Raw genomic sequence first — 16,997 nt, 5'->3', positions numbered from 1 at the left:
GTAGGCCCGGACACCCCCAAGACGCCTTAATCTACACCGATTACCGACATCAGACGCGCAACGCCGATGTCGAATCCCCATATCAACAACCCCAGAATGGCGCACACCAAAAGCGAGGCAGTCGTATATACGACGACGTCACGGCGCTTGGGCCAGCGGACGCGCCGCAATTCGCGAAACGATTCCGCAAAAAAGGCGATAAAACCGGATCTCTTTTGCTCGTTCACTTCCACCAACGTATCGTTTGGCTTTGCCACGTTCGGATGCTCCTTCTATCGCCGTTCGCTCAGCCGCAGGAATTAGCGGGTTTCACGGTGCGTCGTGTGCGAATTGCAGGTCGGACAATACTTCTTCAGTTCGATCCGGTCTGGATCATTCTTCTTGTTCTTCATCGTGGTGTAGTTTCTCTGTTTGCAATCTGTGCAAGCAAGGGTGATAATTTCGCGCATCCCAAGCACCTCCCCGAACAGCGAAACGAATTGGCGACACAAAAACAGAAGAACCCCCGAAACCGGGGACTCATACCTGCATCACATTAGCATATGACATTGCGAACCGTCAAGTATTTCTCAAGTTTGCGTTTGACACGTTGTAGTGCGTTGTCAATCGATTTGACATGTCTCGCCAAGTCAACAGCAATCTCCTGATACGATCTCCCATCCAGGTAAAGCATCAGGACCTTTCTTTCTAAATCACTCAACAACTCTGACATCTTATCTTCAATATCGTCAAACTCTTCCTGGTTTATAATCAATTCTTCCGGATCCGCTACTCTTACCGTACAAATCACGTCGAGCAGAGTTCTATCTGAATCCTCGTCGTAAATCGGCTTGTCAAGCGAGACATAAGAATTGAGAGGAATGTGCTTTTGCCTCGTTGCAGTTTTAATAGCGGTAATAATTTGGCGCGTGATACACAGTTCAGCGAACGCCTTGAAGGAGGAAAGCTTGTCCCCACGAAAGTCACGAATGGACTTGTACAGCCCAATCATACCTTCCTGAACAATATCTTCACGATCCGCGCCAATTAGAAAGTAGGATCTCGCCTTTGCCCGCACAAAGTTTTTGTATTTCTGGATAAGATACTCGAGCGCGTCGGTGTCACCTTGACGAACCGCTTCTACCAGTTCTTCGTCGGTTTGCTCTTCGTATAGCGTTACATCGGCGTCCAACTGTGTCGGCTGTGTCGACAAACTGTATCACCCCGAGCCTCGTGAATGACGCCATTATACATTATGTAATCTACGAGAAGCAATTGTGATAGAGCAGAAAAATATGCATTCTGACGGCGATCTTCAGCCTTCGTCACTATGTTCTTCGCCATTTGTCGAGCTGCTTCGCCACATCCGTACCCAGCGTATCTGCGAGCGTATGTCGCAATTTGCCGTTTTCCTGCTGCGTCTGTCGAATGATATAATCTTGCATTCTATCGATCCGCCGCAGTAGCTCGTTGGCCGAAATACGCAAGGCTCCTCCCCCGAAGGAAACTTGCTGTTCCGCCGCGTCGGACGTCGCGACTGTGATCTCGCGGTAGTCGTCGCGCATGTCGTAGACCAAGCGTTCGATTCGAGCGTCGGCCGTTTCGCCTGTGTCCGTGTATACGATGCGAATGCCGCTGCGCTCCTCAAGCGCCCCTAACCCATCTCGCTGATGGGCGTCATAGACCAAGACCACATCCTCGTCGTAGATAGCGCGATACTGGCTCAGCAGATCTTCCATATCCCGCCGAGCTTGCTCGAGATCGACAATTTGTGCCAGGGCCCTGCCCGCCCGCCGCGCGATGACGTTGTATCCATCGACAATCAGACAGCGCTGGCCTTTCCGCTTACGTGCGCTGACGGACGACTTCATACAGCATGACCCCCGCCGCGACCGATGCGTTTAGACTTTGCACCTGTCCAAGAATCGGGATCGAGACAAGAAAGTCACACGTTTCGCGGACCAACCGATGCATACCTTCACCTTCCGAACCAATGACCACAACCGTGGGGCCTGAATAATCCACGCTTGTCAGACTAGTCTTGGCCTCCACGTCGGTCCCGACCACCCAATATCCGCGCTCCTTCAATTCTTTCAGCGCCTGAACGAGGTTCGCAACACGCGCGACCGGCAAATACTCGAGCGCACCAGCTGCCGCCTTGGCCACCGTCTCTGTCAGTGGGCTAGCCCGATGTTTGCTGATCACAATGCCTTGACTGCCTGCCGCCTCGGCAGTACGGGCAATGGCGCCTAGGTTGTGGGGATCCGTTACCCCGTCGATGACCACGACCAACGGCGCGTGCCCCGTGTTGCGCGCGACGACCGTATCGAGATCGACATAGGCGTACGGAGCGACAAATGCTACAACACCTTGGTGATGATCACCCGCTATGACATCGAGGCGCGATCGCGGAACAAATTGTACGAGCACCCCCTGTTCGCGCGCTCGTGCCACAACATGTTGCAGTCCTTCGGTACCTTCCGCAATCAGCACTTTGTTCACCGGACGGCCTTCTGACAAAGCCGTCGCCACAGGGTGACGCCCTTTAATCAGCGCTGTCCCTGCTTCCACATGTTCTGATGCGCTCCGGGGTACCTGTTGCAAGCGCCGTCCCTTGTTGCGATTCATCGGCATACACTCCCTCACCGTTCGATCTCGTCCAAATACGCCAGCGCCAAGGCCGCCAATTCGTGTAGCCGCTCAATTTGGTCTGTCGCATGTAAATAGCCAATCAAAGCTTCAAAGCCGGTGCTGTAGCGATAGACGAGGACATCGACATTGCGCCTGACGTGCGCCGACTTCTGATTTCGCCCACGCCGGACCATCTCCAATTCCGCCTCATTCAGCACGGGTTCCAGCATCTTCAGGGCCTCAGCCTGCGCCGAGGCGGCAACGTAGCGAGTGCAACGCAGATGCAAATCGCGTGGCCTGCGGACACCTAAATTAAGGCAGTGATTGCGCGCATAAATCTCCCAGATTGCATCCCCGATGAACGCCAGTCCAAGTGGCGAAATATCCTCGACTCGCCACAACTGTTTCATGACTCAAAGCTCCAACGCGTACCCTGCGGCGTATCTTCGAGAATAATGCCACGGTGCTTTAAAATATCCCGAATCTCGTCGGCTCTCGCAAAATCCCGTCGAGCCCGCGCAGACTGCCGCTCCTGAATCAGCGCCTCCACCTCAGCCTCAAGCTGCGCCGCATGCTGTTCTGGAATCCCAAGGACATCAAGCAACTCTACGATCAAGTTGCGGTAAGCTTCCAAATCCGCCATTGTCAATCGCTCGGACTCGAGTCGCGTGTTGATTAGACGCACGCCGTCGAAAATCGCAGAAATTGCATCGGCTGTATTAAAATCGTCATCCATCGCCGCCACAAAGGCTGTACGGATCTTGGCACAATCACCTGTTGCGGTTGTCCCGGGCAACGCCCCGGTAACAGGTACGACATCAGCGCGTTCGGTCAGCGCAGCAAGATGGTGATCGATGCTGCGAAGCAGGCGATCGATCCGCCCCAACCCCTGCTCAGCCTGGGTTAAGGCTTCTTCCGTATAATTGAGCGGATGCCTATAGTGAGCGCTGAGTAGAAAAAAGCGTACACTGCGACCGTCGCGGCGAGCCAACAAGTCCCGCGTCATGATGAAGTTTCCTGTCGACTTCGACATCTTCTCACCATTGATATTCAATGTGCCATTATGCAACCAGTAGCGCGCGAACACCTTGCCTGAGTGAGCCTCACTCTGCGCGATCTCGTTTTCGTGATGCGGAAAAATCAAATCACGACCGCCGGCGTGAATGTCAATTTGTTCGCCAAGATACAACAAATTCATAACCGAGCACTCGATGTGCCATCCTGGGCGCCCAACACCCCAAGGGCTCTGCCAAAACTCTTCACCGGGCTTCGCCGCCTTCCATAAGGCGAAGTCGGTTGGGTCGTCTTTTTCGTCTTGAATATCGATCCGGTAGCCAGCGCGCATGTCGTCCGGGGACTGATGCGATAGCTTCCCGTATTCCGGAAACGACGAGGTATCAAAGTAAACGCTGCCGTTCCGCTCGTAGGCGTGACCATCTCGAATCAAATCTTCAATAAACCGGATGATCTCCGGTATGCATTCCGTCACCCGTGGGTGTACCGTTGCCGGCCTGATAAACAGCGCCTCTGCATCCGCAAAGTAGTCCGCGATATTCTGTTTTGCCAGTTCACGCGGATTTACACCGAGTTCATTGGCACGCTGAATGATGCGGTCGTCGACGTCAGTGAAGTTCTGCACAAACCGAACGTCGTAACCTCGATACTCCAGATATCGGCGAATGGTGTCAAAGGCGACGAACATGCGAGCATTGCCCAGGTGAAAATAGTGATAGACGGTTGGTCCACAGGCGTAGAATCTCACCTTACCAGGCTCGATGGTCTGCAGTGGTTCCTTTTCCCCGCTCATGCTGTTGTAAAGAACGATACTCAATCTCGTCCACCCTTTCCCAACCGATTCCTAACCAGCAAGTGCTGCGCTCAACCTCTCGATGACAACCTTCTGCGACAATAGCGCAATCGTCTTTTGAAGATCCGGGCCATGAAGTTGCCCCGTCAAGGCCGCCCGGACAGGCATAAACAACTGCCGCCCTTTAACACCAAGATCCGCTTGCACACGTTTGAACCGCTCGCGACTCGCCTCTGCGGTCCATGCTTCGCCAGCCTCACGGCAGTGCGCCAAGTACGCCTCAACGACCGATCGCGCAGTTGGATCCCGCAACAATACAATGGCGTCGTCCTCCCACTCGACCTGCCGCGTGAAAAACGTCTTGCTCATCTCAATAAAATCATGTGCACAGCGCATCCCATCTTGATATAGCGACACAACCTCCTCCAACCACGTGTCATCGGCATGTGCAGGAAGCCCAATGCCTGCTCGATCCAACTGTTCCCGAACCATGCGTGCGGCTTGTGCGACGGGCAGGGCCTTAAAATACTGATTCGCCATCCAGTTTAGCTTTTCGACATCAAAGACAGCCCCCGACTTCCCAACGCGATCGAGATCAAACAGCCGACAAAGCTCATCGACTGTAAACAACTCCTGCTCGCCGCCAGGAGACCAACCGAGCAAAGCAAGGAAGTTGATGAATGCCTCAGGCAGATACCCTAGCGATTGATACGTCGCAATAGGCAGCACATTCGGATCCCGCTTGCTCAACTTTTTGCGTTGCTCGTCAAGGACGATGGGCAGATGAGCGAATGCAGGCGGAGTTGCGCCAAAGGCTTCATAAACAAGCAACTGCCGCGGCGTGTTGGATAAGTGCTCTTCTGCACGAATGACATGTGTGATGTGCATCTCAATATCGTCGATGACTACCTGGAAATTGTACGTGGGAATACCGTTCGACTTCACAATGACAAAGTCGCCGATATCATCCGACTGGAATGACACGTCACCGCGAATCAAGTCGTGTACCACCAGTTCGCGACCAGGTTCCACGATGAAGCGAATGCTGTAGGGTTCGCCGCTGGCCATTCTCGACTCGCGCAGGGCCTCGGGTAAATGGCGGCAGCGCCCACTGTAGCGCGGGATCCTCCCTTCCCGTTCCGCTTGATTGCGCTCTGCTGCGAGATCGTCATCCGTACAAAAACATGGGTAAGCCTTGCCTTCCCGGAGTAACCGATCGATGTACTGGCGATAGATGTCAAGCCGCTCCATACAGCGATACGGGGTATAGGGACCGCCGACGTCGAAACCTTCGTCCCACTTGATCCCGAGCCAGCGGAACCCATCGAGAAATTGAATGTCCGCCCCCTCTACATTTCGATTTGTGTCCGTGTCCTCAAGACGCAAGATAAATTGGCCGCCGTGATGGCGCGCAAACAAAAAGTTAAACAGCGCTGTGCGTACGCTGCCGATATGTAAATGTCCCGTGGGACTTGGCGCAAAGCGCACCCGTACAGTCATCTTGCCACCTCCCTGATAGATTCATCAGCCTTGACCAGCAAAGCGACGGCTTGAGCTGCGATACCTTCCCCTCGCCCGACGAATCCAAGTTTCTCGGTCGTTGTCGCTTTGATTGATACCTGTCCGGGATCGACCCCACAGACGCGTGCAATGTTTTCCCGCATGGCAGGCACGTGAGGTAACAGCTTGGGTTTCTCCGCCAAAACCATGACGTCAACGTTGCCCAGACCATAGCCTTCCTTCGCGATGAGTGCGACTACGTGCGCCATCAACTCCATGCTATCCGCACCGCGATACGTCTCATCGCCAGGCGGAAAATGGGCACCGATATCACCCAGCGCGAGCGCGCCCAACATCGCGTCCATAACCGCATGCGCAATCACGTCCGCATCCGAGTGCCCAACCAGGCCAAAAGGCGCCTCGATATGCACGCCCCCAAGCACCAAAGGCCGATCTGAACCGATGGGATGCACGTCATATCCGAATCCGATTCGCATGGTCTTCCAGACTCCCCCACAACCGATTTGCCAGCCACTCCGCATATGCAAGATCCGCTGGCGTCGTCACTTTCCCGTTATAACTGTTCGATTCGACAGCCGCAACCGGAATGCCAAGCGCCTCCATGAGCGAGCTGTCATCCGTAGGCGATGCCAGGGGTAAATCCCCAAAGTACGCCTGCTGAATCCAATCTCCGCGGATGGCCTGTGGAGTTTCCGCCAAAAACAGCTTGTCCCGCGAGATGGTACGTTCCACGTGCTGCCCTTCCACCCACTTTACCGTATCTCGGCACGGTTTGCCGAGTACCGCTCCACCATGCTCGGCCGCAGCTGTGTAGACGCGAACCACATCTTCAGCTTGTACGAACGGGCGCGCGCCATCGTGTACCGCAGCGACGGTTTCACGAATGTAAAAGCCCGTCTCGCTTACCATGGCCAATAGCGCACGCATGCCTGCCGTCACGGATTCGTGGCGCGTCGCGCCCCCCTGTACAAAAGAAATACGATCATCACAGCCATAGACAGCCCATTCTTCACGCATGCGTGTCACATCAGCTTCTCCTGTAACGACAACCACGCGCTCCGCACCGCCAGCCAGCATAGCTTCTGCGGAGCGTAACCACATAGGCCTTCCCGCGAGATCGAGAAACTGCTTCTTAAAACCCATGCGCCGGCCTTCGCCCGCGGCGACGACAATTGCAAGATACATGTTTGCCTCCTACCTTTCCATCCTGGAATACCATGTCCAAGCATGGAAAAGCCGAGGAGCACCGACTTTCGTCAGGTACCCCTCGCCTTTTCGAACTGCGTGCTGTGCAATTTAGGCTTGATCTCATCACAAAGCCTTCTCTAGTAATTTCGGTTTAGCAAAAATCATTCGACCCGCCGACGTCTGCAAAACACTCGTTACCAAAACGGTCACCCTGCCGCCAATGTATTCACGACCGCCTTCGATGACAATCATCGTACCATCATCTAAATACGCCACACCTTGATTGTATTCCTTGCCGTCTTTAATCACCTGTACGTGCAATTCTTCGCCGGGCAACACGACAGGTTTCAGCGCATTCGCAAGATCATTGATATTGAGCACGGGTACACCCTGCAATTCACAGACCTTATTCAAGTTAAAATCGTTTGTCATCACCTTACCGTGCATTTGCTTTGCAAGCCGCACCAGTTTGGAGTCCACTTCCTGTATATCGTCGAAGTCGATCTCGACGATTTGAACTGTCGCTTTGGACTCCTTCTGAATTCGATTCAGCACATCGAGGCCACGGCGCCCTCGATTGCGTTTGAGCACGTCTGACGAATCTGCAATATGTTGCAGCTCCTCAAGCACAAACGAGGCAATAATCAACGTGCCGTCGACGAAGCCCGTATCCACCAAATCAGCGATTCGGCCATCGATGATGACCGATGTATCGAGCAGTTTGGCGTCGCCCGGGCGCAATGCTCCCTTTTTATCTCGGGCTTCACCGCGTTCTTTCAGTGACAAACGTCCGGAAAACAAATTGAAGAGTTCTTCTCGCTTGGTAAAACCAATGCGCAATCCCAGATACGCAAAAAAGACCGCCACGAAAAACTGAACGGCCACCCCAACCACCGGGATGGAACGAATTTCAGGAGAAAACAGGTAAGCCACAACGAGACCAATCACCATCCCGATGGTTCCACCGAGAATGTCGGCGAGCGGTGCACTTTTCAAACGTTCCTCCAGCCAGCGCAAAAGCGCCGAAACGTAGCCTGCCAAGGAAATGGTCGCAACCAAGAGTAGCGCCCCGCCAATGGCGGCGCCAAACCAATTTGACGTCAGCAGCGAGTGATGAAGATGAAATACGTGAATGAATAAGTCCGGGCAAAGCTGATAACCTAGAACGACTCCCAATACGATAAAAAACAGATGGACGACCTTCTTCATCATGGCGGCGTCACCTCCTACCGTTAGTATGCACTTCCTTTATCCAAGCCTAATCAAAATTGATGAAAAACGATGGAAAGTATAATGAAAAAACACAAGTAGCCTTGCAAATATTGGGGTGCTAGTTCCAGTGTACCATTGCCCCGACAGCTCGTCAAAAGCCGATTCAGGGGCGCTGCGTCCCACAGTTATCGAAGTATGCACATTAATCTTTAGACCTCGTCGCCATATCTGTTGGCGTCGAACGTCGTCTTGCGGTCAGTAGCCTATATCGGATGGAACGCATAACACCATACAATGCGTAAAGGCCGAGAATTCCGAACGCCAGCCAATCGGTGCGCACGATGTGACACCTGATCAATACGAAAATAGTCATGGCAAACACGGGCACAAGCACAAACACCGACTTAGGATACGACACCCGTTTAAAATTCGGGTAGCGTACGGAACTGACCATTAATAGCGACAAAATGAACAGGCCCGCCGGTAGGATCACCTGTGCTGGATGGAGAACAGGTTTCATCAAGGCCATGGTCGCAAGCACGCCACCGGCAGCGGTAATGGGAAGACCAACGAAGTAGTTGCGTACCTTCGTTTGCGTGTTGAAACGCGCTAAGCGTAAGGCACCACAAATCGGAAATAACACAGCCAGCAAGTCTCCCAGCAAACCTAACTGTCGCAATTGCACCTGGTACATGACCACGACGGGTGCAACACCAAACGTGACCATATCCGACAAGGAATCAAGTTGCTTACCAAACTCACTTTCGGCGTGGAGCAAGCGCGCGGCTCTTCCATCGAGACCGTCGAGCAACATGCCCAAGACAACAAGAAGTGCCGCTTCGTCCAATCGCCCATGTAAAGCAACTAACGCAGCGGCGACACCGACCACGAGATTGAACAACGTCAACGCGTTTGGAATCGCGCGAATGAACAACCGAAGACGCCTCCCATGATGTCAAATCTGCCGTTCAATCAGAACTTGTTCCTGTATGCGGCTGAGTCCGTTGCGGATCATCCGCGCCCGAACCGGCCCCACCCCCTCCACTTTGTCGAGATCGGCAATACTGGCTTTCAATATGTTAGAAAGGACGCCGAAATGCTCAACAAGGTTCTCAATAACTGGTTGTGGAAGCCGGCTAATTTTGTTCAACACTCGGTAGCCGCGCGATGAAACGGTCTCCTCTAGTTGATTTGCACTTGGTGAATAACCGAGTGCACGTGCCATGAGACTGCCATCGAGTAACTCTTCCGCCGACATGCTGTGGATTTGCGACATAATTTGATGCGGCGTATGCGTCGATTCAGGACTTACAAAGTCTTTAAGAAGAAGGTACGCCTGCTCGTCGAGGTTGGCTACCAACTCCTCAAGTTGCATGCTGACGAGACGCCCCTCGCTGCCCAGCTCAATGATGTAGCGCCGAATTTCAGCCGTCACACGCAATACTGTTTCGAATCGCTGTAACACCGTCGTCACTTCGTCCAGCGTTACGGCCTCTTCGAATTCCAGTGCAGTGAGATCCGTCAGCTCTTGTTCTAATACCGTCTTATATTTTTCCAGGGTCTGCAATGCTTGATTTGCTTTCGTCAAGATGACGCCAATGTCGCGCAAGACATATTTGAAGTTGCCTTGATACAGGGTTATCACATTTCTACGCTGGGAAATGCAGATGACCAGATGCCCGCTCTGCCGGGCGACGCGTTCAGCCGTTCGATGGCGCGTACCCGTCTCCGAGGTTGGTATGGTGTGATCTGGATTCAGATTTGTATTGGCATAATGCACCCGCCGAGCGTCCTCACTGATGATAATCGCACCGTCCATCTTGGCCAACTCGTAGAGATGGGACGGCGTCAATTCGCATTGGATGGAGAAACCTCCGTCCATGATCGACAGAACTGTGTCCGATGCGCCGACGACAATTAACCCCCCCGTCTTGGCTCGAAGAATGTTCTCTATCCCCTCGCGCAACACGGTCCCAGGTGCCACCATACGGAGAATTTTATTAATTGCGGCTTCTCGTTTCGCGTCTTCTTTCACAATGTCACCTCAAAAGGCCTTCTGTATTGCGTCTTGAACTGATTGGACCGGAACAACCTCGAGACCGGCAACTGAATCGGTCATCGTCTGCGCCGCGGGTACAAAACAGCGCTCGAACCCGAGCTTACGCGCCTCGCGAAGTCGTTCCGAAAGCCTCGTCACAGCTCTTACTTCCGCGGTCAACCCGATCTCGCCAATATACAGGTCGCCATGTGCCAGCGGCCTATCGCGATGACTTGACACAAGTGCGAGGGCGATGCCGAGATCGACCGCAGGTTCGTCGACTCGAACGCCGCCAGCGACATTGACATATGCATCCGATGCCCCGACTTGCAGGCCAAGCCGCCTCTCCAATACGGCGAGCAACATATTCACACGCTGCAGATCTGCCCCTGTCGTCATGCGGCGTGGTGTACCGAAACTGGTAGGTGCCACTAACGCCTGCACTTCAAGCAACAACGGACGCCTGCCCTCCATCGCTGCGACCACGGCGGATCCGGGTGCCATGACCCGCCTCTCTGATAAAAACAACAAAGAGGGATTTGCGACTTCGCGCAAGCCATCGTCCCGCATTTCGAAGACCGCTAACTCATTCGTCGACCCGAACCGATTCTTCACAGCGCGCAATACTCTATACATATGATGTCGCTCGCCTTCAAAGTATAAAACGGCATCGACCATGTGCTCCAACATGCGCGGTCCAGCGATGGCACCGTCTTTGGTGACGTGGCCAACAATGAACGTGGCGATATTCTGTGACTTTGCAAAGCGCAACAAAACCCCAGTACATTCGCGCACCTGCGCAACACTACCAGGAGCCGACGTCAATCCCGGCCGAAAGACAGTTTGAATCGAGTCGACAATTAAAAAGTCAGGACGCAACTGTCCCGCAGCTTCAATGGCGAGATCAAGATCCGTTTCTGCTAGCACAAAGAGATCATCATGCACCGTTCCCAATCGCTCGGCTCGCAGCCGAATTTGCGTGGCGCTTTCCTCACCTGATATATACAAAACCCGTCTACCGGAGCGGGCGATGGCATGTGACACCTGAAGCAACAATGTCGACTTGCCAATGCCCGGGTCACCACCAATCAGGACAAGCGATCCCGGTACAACACCACCGCCAAGGACATAATCACATTCCTGAACGCCCGTCTGAAAGCGCCGTTCTCCTTGTGCTGGAATCGATAAAATAGGTAACGCCTGACTGCGCGTAGGACTTCCCGCTACCCGATGCGGGGCCGATGTAGTGACTTCCTCGATAAGCGTATTCCATTCGCCGCACCCGGGACAGCGCCCCATCCATTTGACCTCGACATGTCCACAGGACTGACACACGTACTGTGTTTTCGTCTTCGGCAATACCTTCCCGCCTTCCTCTTCCTCACCACACATGATACAGAACTCTGGAGATTCGTCCATGGCGGACAGGAGATGATCCGGTGATCCAACACAATCATTGTTCACACGAAAACAGCCGCCCACATGCCCCAATAGAGCTGGGCGGCTGCTTTCATTCAGCCTGTCGCCTGTTATACGCCTACAGGATGCTGATTGACCTGTTCGATGCGCAGGTGATCGCCATCGAGGCCCAACACGACGCTGTCGCCTTTCTTAATTTGGCCGGACAATAAGGCCTCCGATAGCCGGTCCTCGATATGGCGGACAATCGCCCGTTGCAATGGGCGTGCGCCATACTGCGGATCGAATCCTTCCTTGGACAAGAATTTCTTAGCCTCGTCAGTCAGCGTAAATTCGATCTCTTGTTCCTTCAAGCGACGCTGGAGGTTATGCACCATCATGTCGACAATCCTGCCGATATGGTCTTCATCAAGTGAGTGGAAGACGATGATTTCGTCAATGCGATTGAGAAACTCAGGGCGAAACGTCTTCTTCAAATCTTGCATGACCTTGTCTTTCATATCGAGATAGCGACTGCTTTCGTCGCGCTTGAAACCCACACTTCCACCTTTGCGCAACTCCTCAGCTCCGACGTTCGACGTCATGATGATGACCGTGTTGCGAAAATCGACCGTCCTACCTTTACCATCGGTCAAGCGGCCATCATCCAGCACTTGCAGCAAGATATTAAACACCTCTGGATGTGCCTTTTCGATCTCGTCGAGCAACACGACCGAATAGGGCTTACGGCGTACCTTTTCCGTGAGTTGCCCGCCCTCCTCGTAGCCGACATATCCCGGGGGTGAACCTACGAGACGGGAGGTCGTGTGGCGCTCCATAAACTCGGACATGTCGATGCGAATAAGAGCATCTTCATCGCCAAACATAGATTCGGCCAAGGCACGTGCCAATTCCGTCTTACCCACGCCGGTTGGACCAAGGAAAATGAAAGAGCCAATTGGGCGCTTCGGATCCTTTAAGCCGGCACGCGCCCTCCTGATGGCACGCGATACGGCTTGCACCGCCTCATCTTGACCAATCACGCGCTCGTGCAGAAGTTGTTCCATATGCAACAGCCGCTCCGATTCCTCTTGCGCCAACTGCTTCACGGGTATACCGGTCCAAGCCGCCACCACATGCGCGATGTCATCCGCCGTAACCCGGACATCATCGTGTTGCTGCGTCTGCTGCCAGCGCTCCTTCAATTGTTCAAGCTCCTGCTTAATCTTTTGCTCCTGATCGCGCAAGCTGGCCGCTTGTTCAAACTCCTGACTTTGCACAGCAGCATCTTTCTCACTGCGAACCTTTTCTAACTTCTGCTCGAGTTCCTTGAGATTCGGCGGTGCAGTGTGCGTCCGCAAGCGCACGCGCGAACCTGCCTCATCAATCAGGTCGATGGCCTTATCTGGCAAGAAACGATCCGAAATGTACCGATCCGACATCCGCACAGCGGCTTCCAAAGCCTCATCGGTAATTTTTACGCGATGATGGGCCTCATAACGATCGCGCAACCCACGAAGTATCTCCAAGGCCTCTTCTGGAGACGGTTGATCGACCGTGATGGGCTGAAAGCGGCGTTCCAGTGCCGCGTCCTTTTCAATATGTTTGCGGTACTCATCTAAGGTGGTTGCACCAATGCACTGAAGTTCCCCACGGGCTAATGCTGGCTTCAGGATATTGGATGCATCAATTGCACCCTCGGCGCCGCCCGCACCAATTAACGTGTGCAACTCGTCGATAAACAAAATGATGTTACCCGCCTGCCGAATTTCGTCCATGATTTTCTTTAGGCGATCTTCAAATTCACCGCGATACTTCGTTCCCGCGACGACTGTCCCCATATCGAGCACCATCACGCGCTTGTTGCGCAGCGTCTCCGGAATGTCTCCGGCCACAATACGCTGTGCTAGGCCCTCGGCGATAGCCGTCTTACCGACGCCAGGTTCGCCAATCAGAACGGGATTGTTTTTTGTACGCCGAGACAACACTTGAATCACGCGTTCGATCTCGTTGGCGCGTCCAATCACCGGATCGAGCTTGCCATCACGCGCCATCTGCGTTAAGTCGCGAGCGAGGCTGTCGAGTGTCGGAGTACCTACTGAGCTGTCTTTATCCCCTGCGAGATCGACCGCGTCACCACCAAGGAGTTGCAGCACCTGTTGGCGGGCTTTATTCAAGCTGACGTTCATGTTTGCCAAAACCCGCGCCGCAACCCCTTCACCCTCGCGGATAAGACCGAGCAGAATATGTTCAGTGCCGACATAAGAATGGTTGAGCTTGCGAGCCTCATCAATGGACAGCTCAATCACCTTTTTGGCGCGCGGCGTGTAGGTCATCGCGCTGACTTGACCCTGGCCTTTGCCGATGATCCGCTCGACTTCCTGTTGCACTTTATCTGCTTGAACGCCCAACATTTGCAAAGCGCGCGCGGCGATACCCTCACCTTCGCGGACAAGACCTAGCAGAATATGTTCAGTGCCCACTCCTGGATGACTCAGTCTTGTCGCTTCTTCTTGCGCCAAGGCTAACACTCTTTGCGCTCGCTCCGTAAATCTTGCGTACATTATCGATGCACCTCCGAGTCGTCCAAACGTAACCTTTCGCGAATCAGCGCCGCCCTGCGAATATCTCGTTCTGTCGCCGCAAGTTCACGATGATAATACTTTTGTAAAAAGGCCGGCTGTGTCATGACCATCAACTCTTTTAAAATGCCGGCGGACACGCCTTGAATAATGCCCAGATCAATGCCCAAGCGAACATCCGATAAGCGCTCCATGGTCTCCTTCGTGTCGATGCGACGGGCGTATGCCAGAATGCCAAACGAGCGGCTAACTCTGTCTTCGAGCTGTGTACGATTCCTAGCTAACAACGCCTTTCTCGCATTGCGCTCATGTTCAATCAGTTGATAAACGACACTCTGCAAATTGGCAACAATCTCTTCTTCAGTCTCGCCGAGCGTAATTTGGTTTGATACCTGGTACAGATTCCCGTATGATTCAGAACCTTCCCCATAAATCCCTCGTACTGCCAAACCGACCTGTGACACAGCAGTCAACATGCGGTTGATACTTCCCGTCAACGCCAGTCCTGGCAGATGCATCATCACCGAAGCTCGAATCCCAGTGCCGACATTCGTAGGACATGCCGTCAAATAGCCATATTGGTCGTGAAATGCATATGTGAGATGTTGCTCTAACGCGTCGTCAATGGCACTAGCCATCCGCCAGCCATCGAGCAGTTGCAATCCCGGTAAAATACACTGGATTCGCAAGTGATCTTCTTCGTTCACCATGATGCTCACGAGCTCATCTTCACGAATCACCATCGCCCCATGCTTTTCTTGCTGTGCTAGATCGGGACTGATCAAGTGCTTCTCCACAAAGACCTGCCGATCCAGCGGCGATAATTCGCGACAGCGAACCATTTCATAGTTCCCGAGTTGTTGCATAACCGGCGACTGTATGGCCTGTTCCATCAACCGCACGATCTCATCCGCATGGCTGTCGGTCTGCAGAATGGGAAATGGGTAACCCTGCAGGTTGCGGGCAACGCGAATGCGGCTCGTGAGCACAATGTCGTCTTCGGGGCCGCCCTCCCGCATCCATTTGCTGACTGCCCTCTGCAAAAAGTCGCTGAGTGACATACCACTTCCTCCTTATTCCGACGTCTGCTCCAACATGCGAATTTGATCCCGCAACTCTGCGGCCCGTTCAAACTGTTCCTGAGCGACGGCTTGCTGCAATTCACGGCGCAAAGCGTCCAATTGACGTAGTCTCTTAATCTTTGCTCCTGACTTCACGGGCACCTTACCCGTATGACGGTTTCCAGTCTGAATTCTTCGTAGAAGAGGCTCCAATCTGGCCGCAAAGCTATCGTAGCAGTCCGGGCAGCCAAACCTACCGACCTGCGTGAACTGGTTGTAGGTCATTCCGCAGGTTCCACATCGAGGCTGAACCTGCGCCTGCACAGGCGCAAATCCAGGCGATGAATCCATGCTGAGAAGTCCACTTAACAACTTGTTAAAATCGAACGCATTGCCTGCAAGGAATGGGTTCATCACCTCTCCTTGCTCTTTTGCACAAACCTCACACAAATGATAACCCGTCTTTTCACCATTGATAATTTTCGTCACATGAACCGTCGCCGGACGCTCATGGCATCGCTCACACAACACAGCCGAACACCTCGTTTCCTCAGTCCCGATGAGCAGCGATCACCTGTAACGCACCATACAATAGCTTGGCTCGCAATTTGTCCCGTAATGGAAGGTCTACAGCAAGAACCTCGCGGCGCAACATATTTTGAAGCATTTGCGCTTCACGACGCGTGACCCAGCCCTCACGATATAGCCGCTCGATGAGAGCCTCACCTGTCGCCTGACTGATCTCGTCCCCGAGAGAGCGCAGCACTTCCAACACTAAGTGTTCCCGATCCAACTTCACCCGCCGAATTCGGATGTAACCTCCGCCACCTCGTTTGGACTCGACGATATATCCGTGATCGACCGTAAAACGAGTACTGATCACATAGTTAATCTGAGACGGAACGCAATGGAACTGCTCGGCCAATTCACTGCGCTGAATTTCGACCATATCGAAGTCGCTTTCCTCTAAAATACGTTTCAGGTACTGTTCGATGATATCCGAAATGTTATTGCCCATTGGCCGCAACCTCCATTTGTTTGGCAGCACCGCCCTTTAACGTATTTTGACTTTGACTTTTATTGACCATATTATACAGCAGGGAAGGGCAAATGCAACTTTCCTTCGCGTAGTCTAAACAAAATGTGAGTTTGGCATGTGGAGAGCGCTCGTACCTTTCGCGTCGACGTGTCAAGCCTCACGCTGCCTCTCGATGCACTCGGCCGGGATGAGCTTTTCGTTTTCGGGGATGTGGGCGGGGAATGGTGCATATAGCAAAACAGAGCCAGGCAACTTCGCCTGACTCTGTTCTCTCTTGCCTGGCAACGACCTACCTTCCCAGTCCCTCTCGAGACAAGTATTCTCGGCGCTGGAGGTCTTCACGTCCGTGTTCGGGATGGGTACGGGTGTTTCCCCTCCGCTATGGTCACCAGACTATCATGCTTCGTTTGCTCCTCGCTCACACGGCTTCGGCCTTCGGCCTGAAGATGTGTTCGCTCGGACCCAACTTCGCTTCAGATGGTGTTTCACGCAACCCTTGCGCTATATTCGTTTGTCCTGGCGCTCACGTGGCTTTGGCTTT

The 16,997-nt window shown here is 53.4% G+C and carries 18 protein-coding genes and 1 rRNA gene; all 19 read right to left on the bottom strand.

The features are described 5' to 3' along the window. Positions 1-26: 26 nt before the first annotated feature. The gene (secE, locus tag BLU70_RS09240; RefSeq protein WP_006445760.1) at positions 27-257 is read right to left on the bottom strand and encodes a preprotein translocase subunit SecE; all 231 of its coding nucleotides are present in this window, start codon (positions 255-257) and stop codon (positions 27-29) included. Between the two features lie 42 nt (positions 258-299). Continuing rightward, positions 300-449, bottom strand: coding sequence for a 50S ribosomal protein L33 (gene rpmG / locus BLU70_RS09235; RefSeq protein ID WP_040288514.1), 150 nt, complete (start codon positions 447-449; stop codon positions 300-302). Between the two features lie 86 nt (positions 450-535). Continuing rightward, the gene (gene sigH / locus BLU70_RS09230) at positions 536-1,192 is read right to left on the bottom strand and encodes an RNA polymerase sporulation sigma factor SigH (RefSeq protein ID WP_006445758.1); all 657 of its coding nucleotides are present in this window, start codon (positions 1,190-1,192) and stop codon (positions 536-538) included. A 115-nt stretch (positions 1,193-1,307) separates the two neighbouring features. Further along, on the bottom strand, positions 1,308-1,850 hold the full coding sequence (locus tag BLU70_RS09225) for a YacP-like NYN domain-containing protein (protein WP_040288512.1): 543 nt from the start codon (positions 1,848-1,850) through the stop codon (positions 1,308-1,310). Beyond that, positions 1,825-2,607, bottom strand: a complete 783-nt coding sequence (gene rlmB, locus BLU70_RS09220; protein ID WP_100218565.1) for a 23S rRNA (guanosine(2251)-2'-O)-methyltransferase RlmB — start codon at positions 2,605-2,607, stop codon at positions 1,825-1,827. Before rlmB ends, BLU70_RS09225 begins: the two co-directional genes overlap by 26 nt. A 14-nt stretch (positions 2,608-2,621) precedes the next feature. Further along, entirely contained in the window at positions 2,622-3,020 is a 399-nt protein-coding gene (locus BLU70_RS09215) for a Mini-ribonuclease 3 (RefSeq protein ID WP_074693294.1), read from the bottom strand. Beyond that, positions 3,017-4,441 (bottom strand): cysteine--tRNA ligase, encoded by a 1,425-nt coding sequence (gene cysS / locus BLU70_RS09210; RefSeq protein WP_074693293.1) that lies wholly within the window; start codon positions 4,439-4,441, stop codon positions 3,017-3,019. The genes BLU70_RS09215 and cysS overlap by 4 nt, the downstream gene beginning before the upstream one ends. Before the next feature lie 27 nt (positions 4,442-4,468). Next, entirely contained in the window at positions 4,469-5,917 is a 1,449-nt protein-coding gene (gene gltX / locus BLU70_RS09205; protein WP_006445753.1) for a glutamate--tRNA ligase, read from the bottom strand. Further along, on the bottom strand, positions 5,914-6,414 hold the full coding sequence (ispF, locus tag BLU70_RS09200; RefSeq protein ID WP_006445752.1) for a 2-C-methyl-D-erythritol 2,4-cyclodiphosphate synthase: 501 nt from the start codon (positions 6,412-6,414) through the stop codon (positions 5,914-5,916). Before ispF ends, gltX begins: the two co-directional genes overlap by 4 nt. Further along, positions 6,392-7,123 carry an IspD/TarI family cytidylyltransferase gene (locus tag BLU70_RS09195; RefSeq protein ID WP_074693292.1) on the bottom strand — a complete coding sequence of 244 codons (732 nt, stop codon included), beginning with the start codon at positions 7,121-7,123 and terminating at the stop codon, positions 6,392-6,394. The genes ispF and BLU70_RS09195 overlap by 23 nt, the downstream gene beginning before the upstream one ends. A gap of 126 nt (positions 7,124-7,249) precedes the next feature. Continuing rightward, positions 7,250-8,338 carry a PIN/TRAM domain-containing protein gene (locus tag BLU70_RS09190; RefSeq protein WP_074693291.1) on the bottom strand — a complete coding sequence of 363 codons (1,089 nt, stop codon included), beginning with the start codon at positions 8,336-8,338 and terminating at the stop codon, positions 7,250-7,252. A gap of 202 nt (positions 8,339-8,540) precedes the next feature. Further along, complete coding sequence (gene pssA / locus BLU70_RS09185; RefSeq protein WP_074693290.1) at positions 8,541-9,272, bottom strand: CDP-diacylglycerol--serine O-phosphatidyltransferase; 732 nt, start codon at positions 9,270-9,272, stop codon at positions 8,541-8,543. 21 nt (positions 9,273-9,293) lie between these two features. Then, a complete protein-coding gene (gene disA, locus BLU70_RS09180; protein ID WP_006445748.1) occupies positions 9,294-10,373 on the bottom strand; it encodes a DNA integrity scanning diadenylate cyclase DisA in 1,080 nt (359 codons plus the stop codon). 9 nt (positions 10,374-10,382) lie between these two features. Further along, the gene (gene radA, locus BLU70_RS09175) at positions 10,383-11,735 is read right to left on the bottom strand and encodes a DNA repair protein RadA (RefSeq protein WP_040288568.1); all 1,353 of its coding nucleotides are present in this window, start codon (positions 11,733-11,735) and stop codon (positions 10,383-10,385) included. Between the two features lie 170 nt (positions 11,736-11,905). Beyond that, positions 11,906-14,341 carry an ATP-dependent Clp protease ATP-binding subunit gene (locus BLU70_RS09170; RefSeq protein ID WP_040288508.1) on the bottom strand — a complete coding sequence of 812 codons (2,436 nt, stop codon included), beginning with the start codon at positions 14,339-14,341 and terminating at the stop codon, positions 11,906-11,908. After that, complete coding sequence (locus BLU70_RS09165) at positions 14,338-15,417, bottom strand: protein arginine kinase (protein ID WP_074693289.1); 1,080 nt, start codon at positions 15,415-15,417, stop codon at positions 14,338-14,340. The genes BLU70_RS09170 and BLU70_RS09165 overlap by 4 nt, the downstream gene beginning before the upstream one ends. A 12-nt stretch (positions 15,418-15,429) precedes the next feature. Then, the gene (locus BLU70_RS09160) at positions 15,430-15,948 is read right to left on the bottom strand and encodes a UvrB/UvrC motif-containing protein (protein WP_040288506.1); all 519 of its coding nucleotides are present in this window, start codon (positions 15,946-15,948) and stop codon (positions 15,430-15,432) included. 19 nt (positions 15,949-15,967) lie between these two features. Continuing rightward, positions 15,968-16,435, bottom strand: coding sequence for a CtsR family transcriptional regulator (locus BLU70_RS09155; protein WP_058095338.1), 468 nt, complete (start codon positions 16,433-16,435; stop codon positions 15,968-15,970). Between the two features lie 297 nt (positions 16,436-16,732). Next, positions 16,733-16,849 (bottom strand): 5S ribosomal RNA (gene rrf / locus BLU70_RS09150). Positions 16,850-16,997: the final 148 nt, after the last annotated feature.

The organism is Alicyclobacillus hesperidum, assembly GCF_900107035.1.
Taxonomy (GTDB): domain Bacteria; phylum Bacillota; class Bacilli; order Alicyclobacillales; family Alicyclobacillaceae; genus Alicyclobacillus; species Alicyclobacillus hesperidum.
This window is presented reverse-complemented; position numbering and strand designations above follow the sequence as displayed.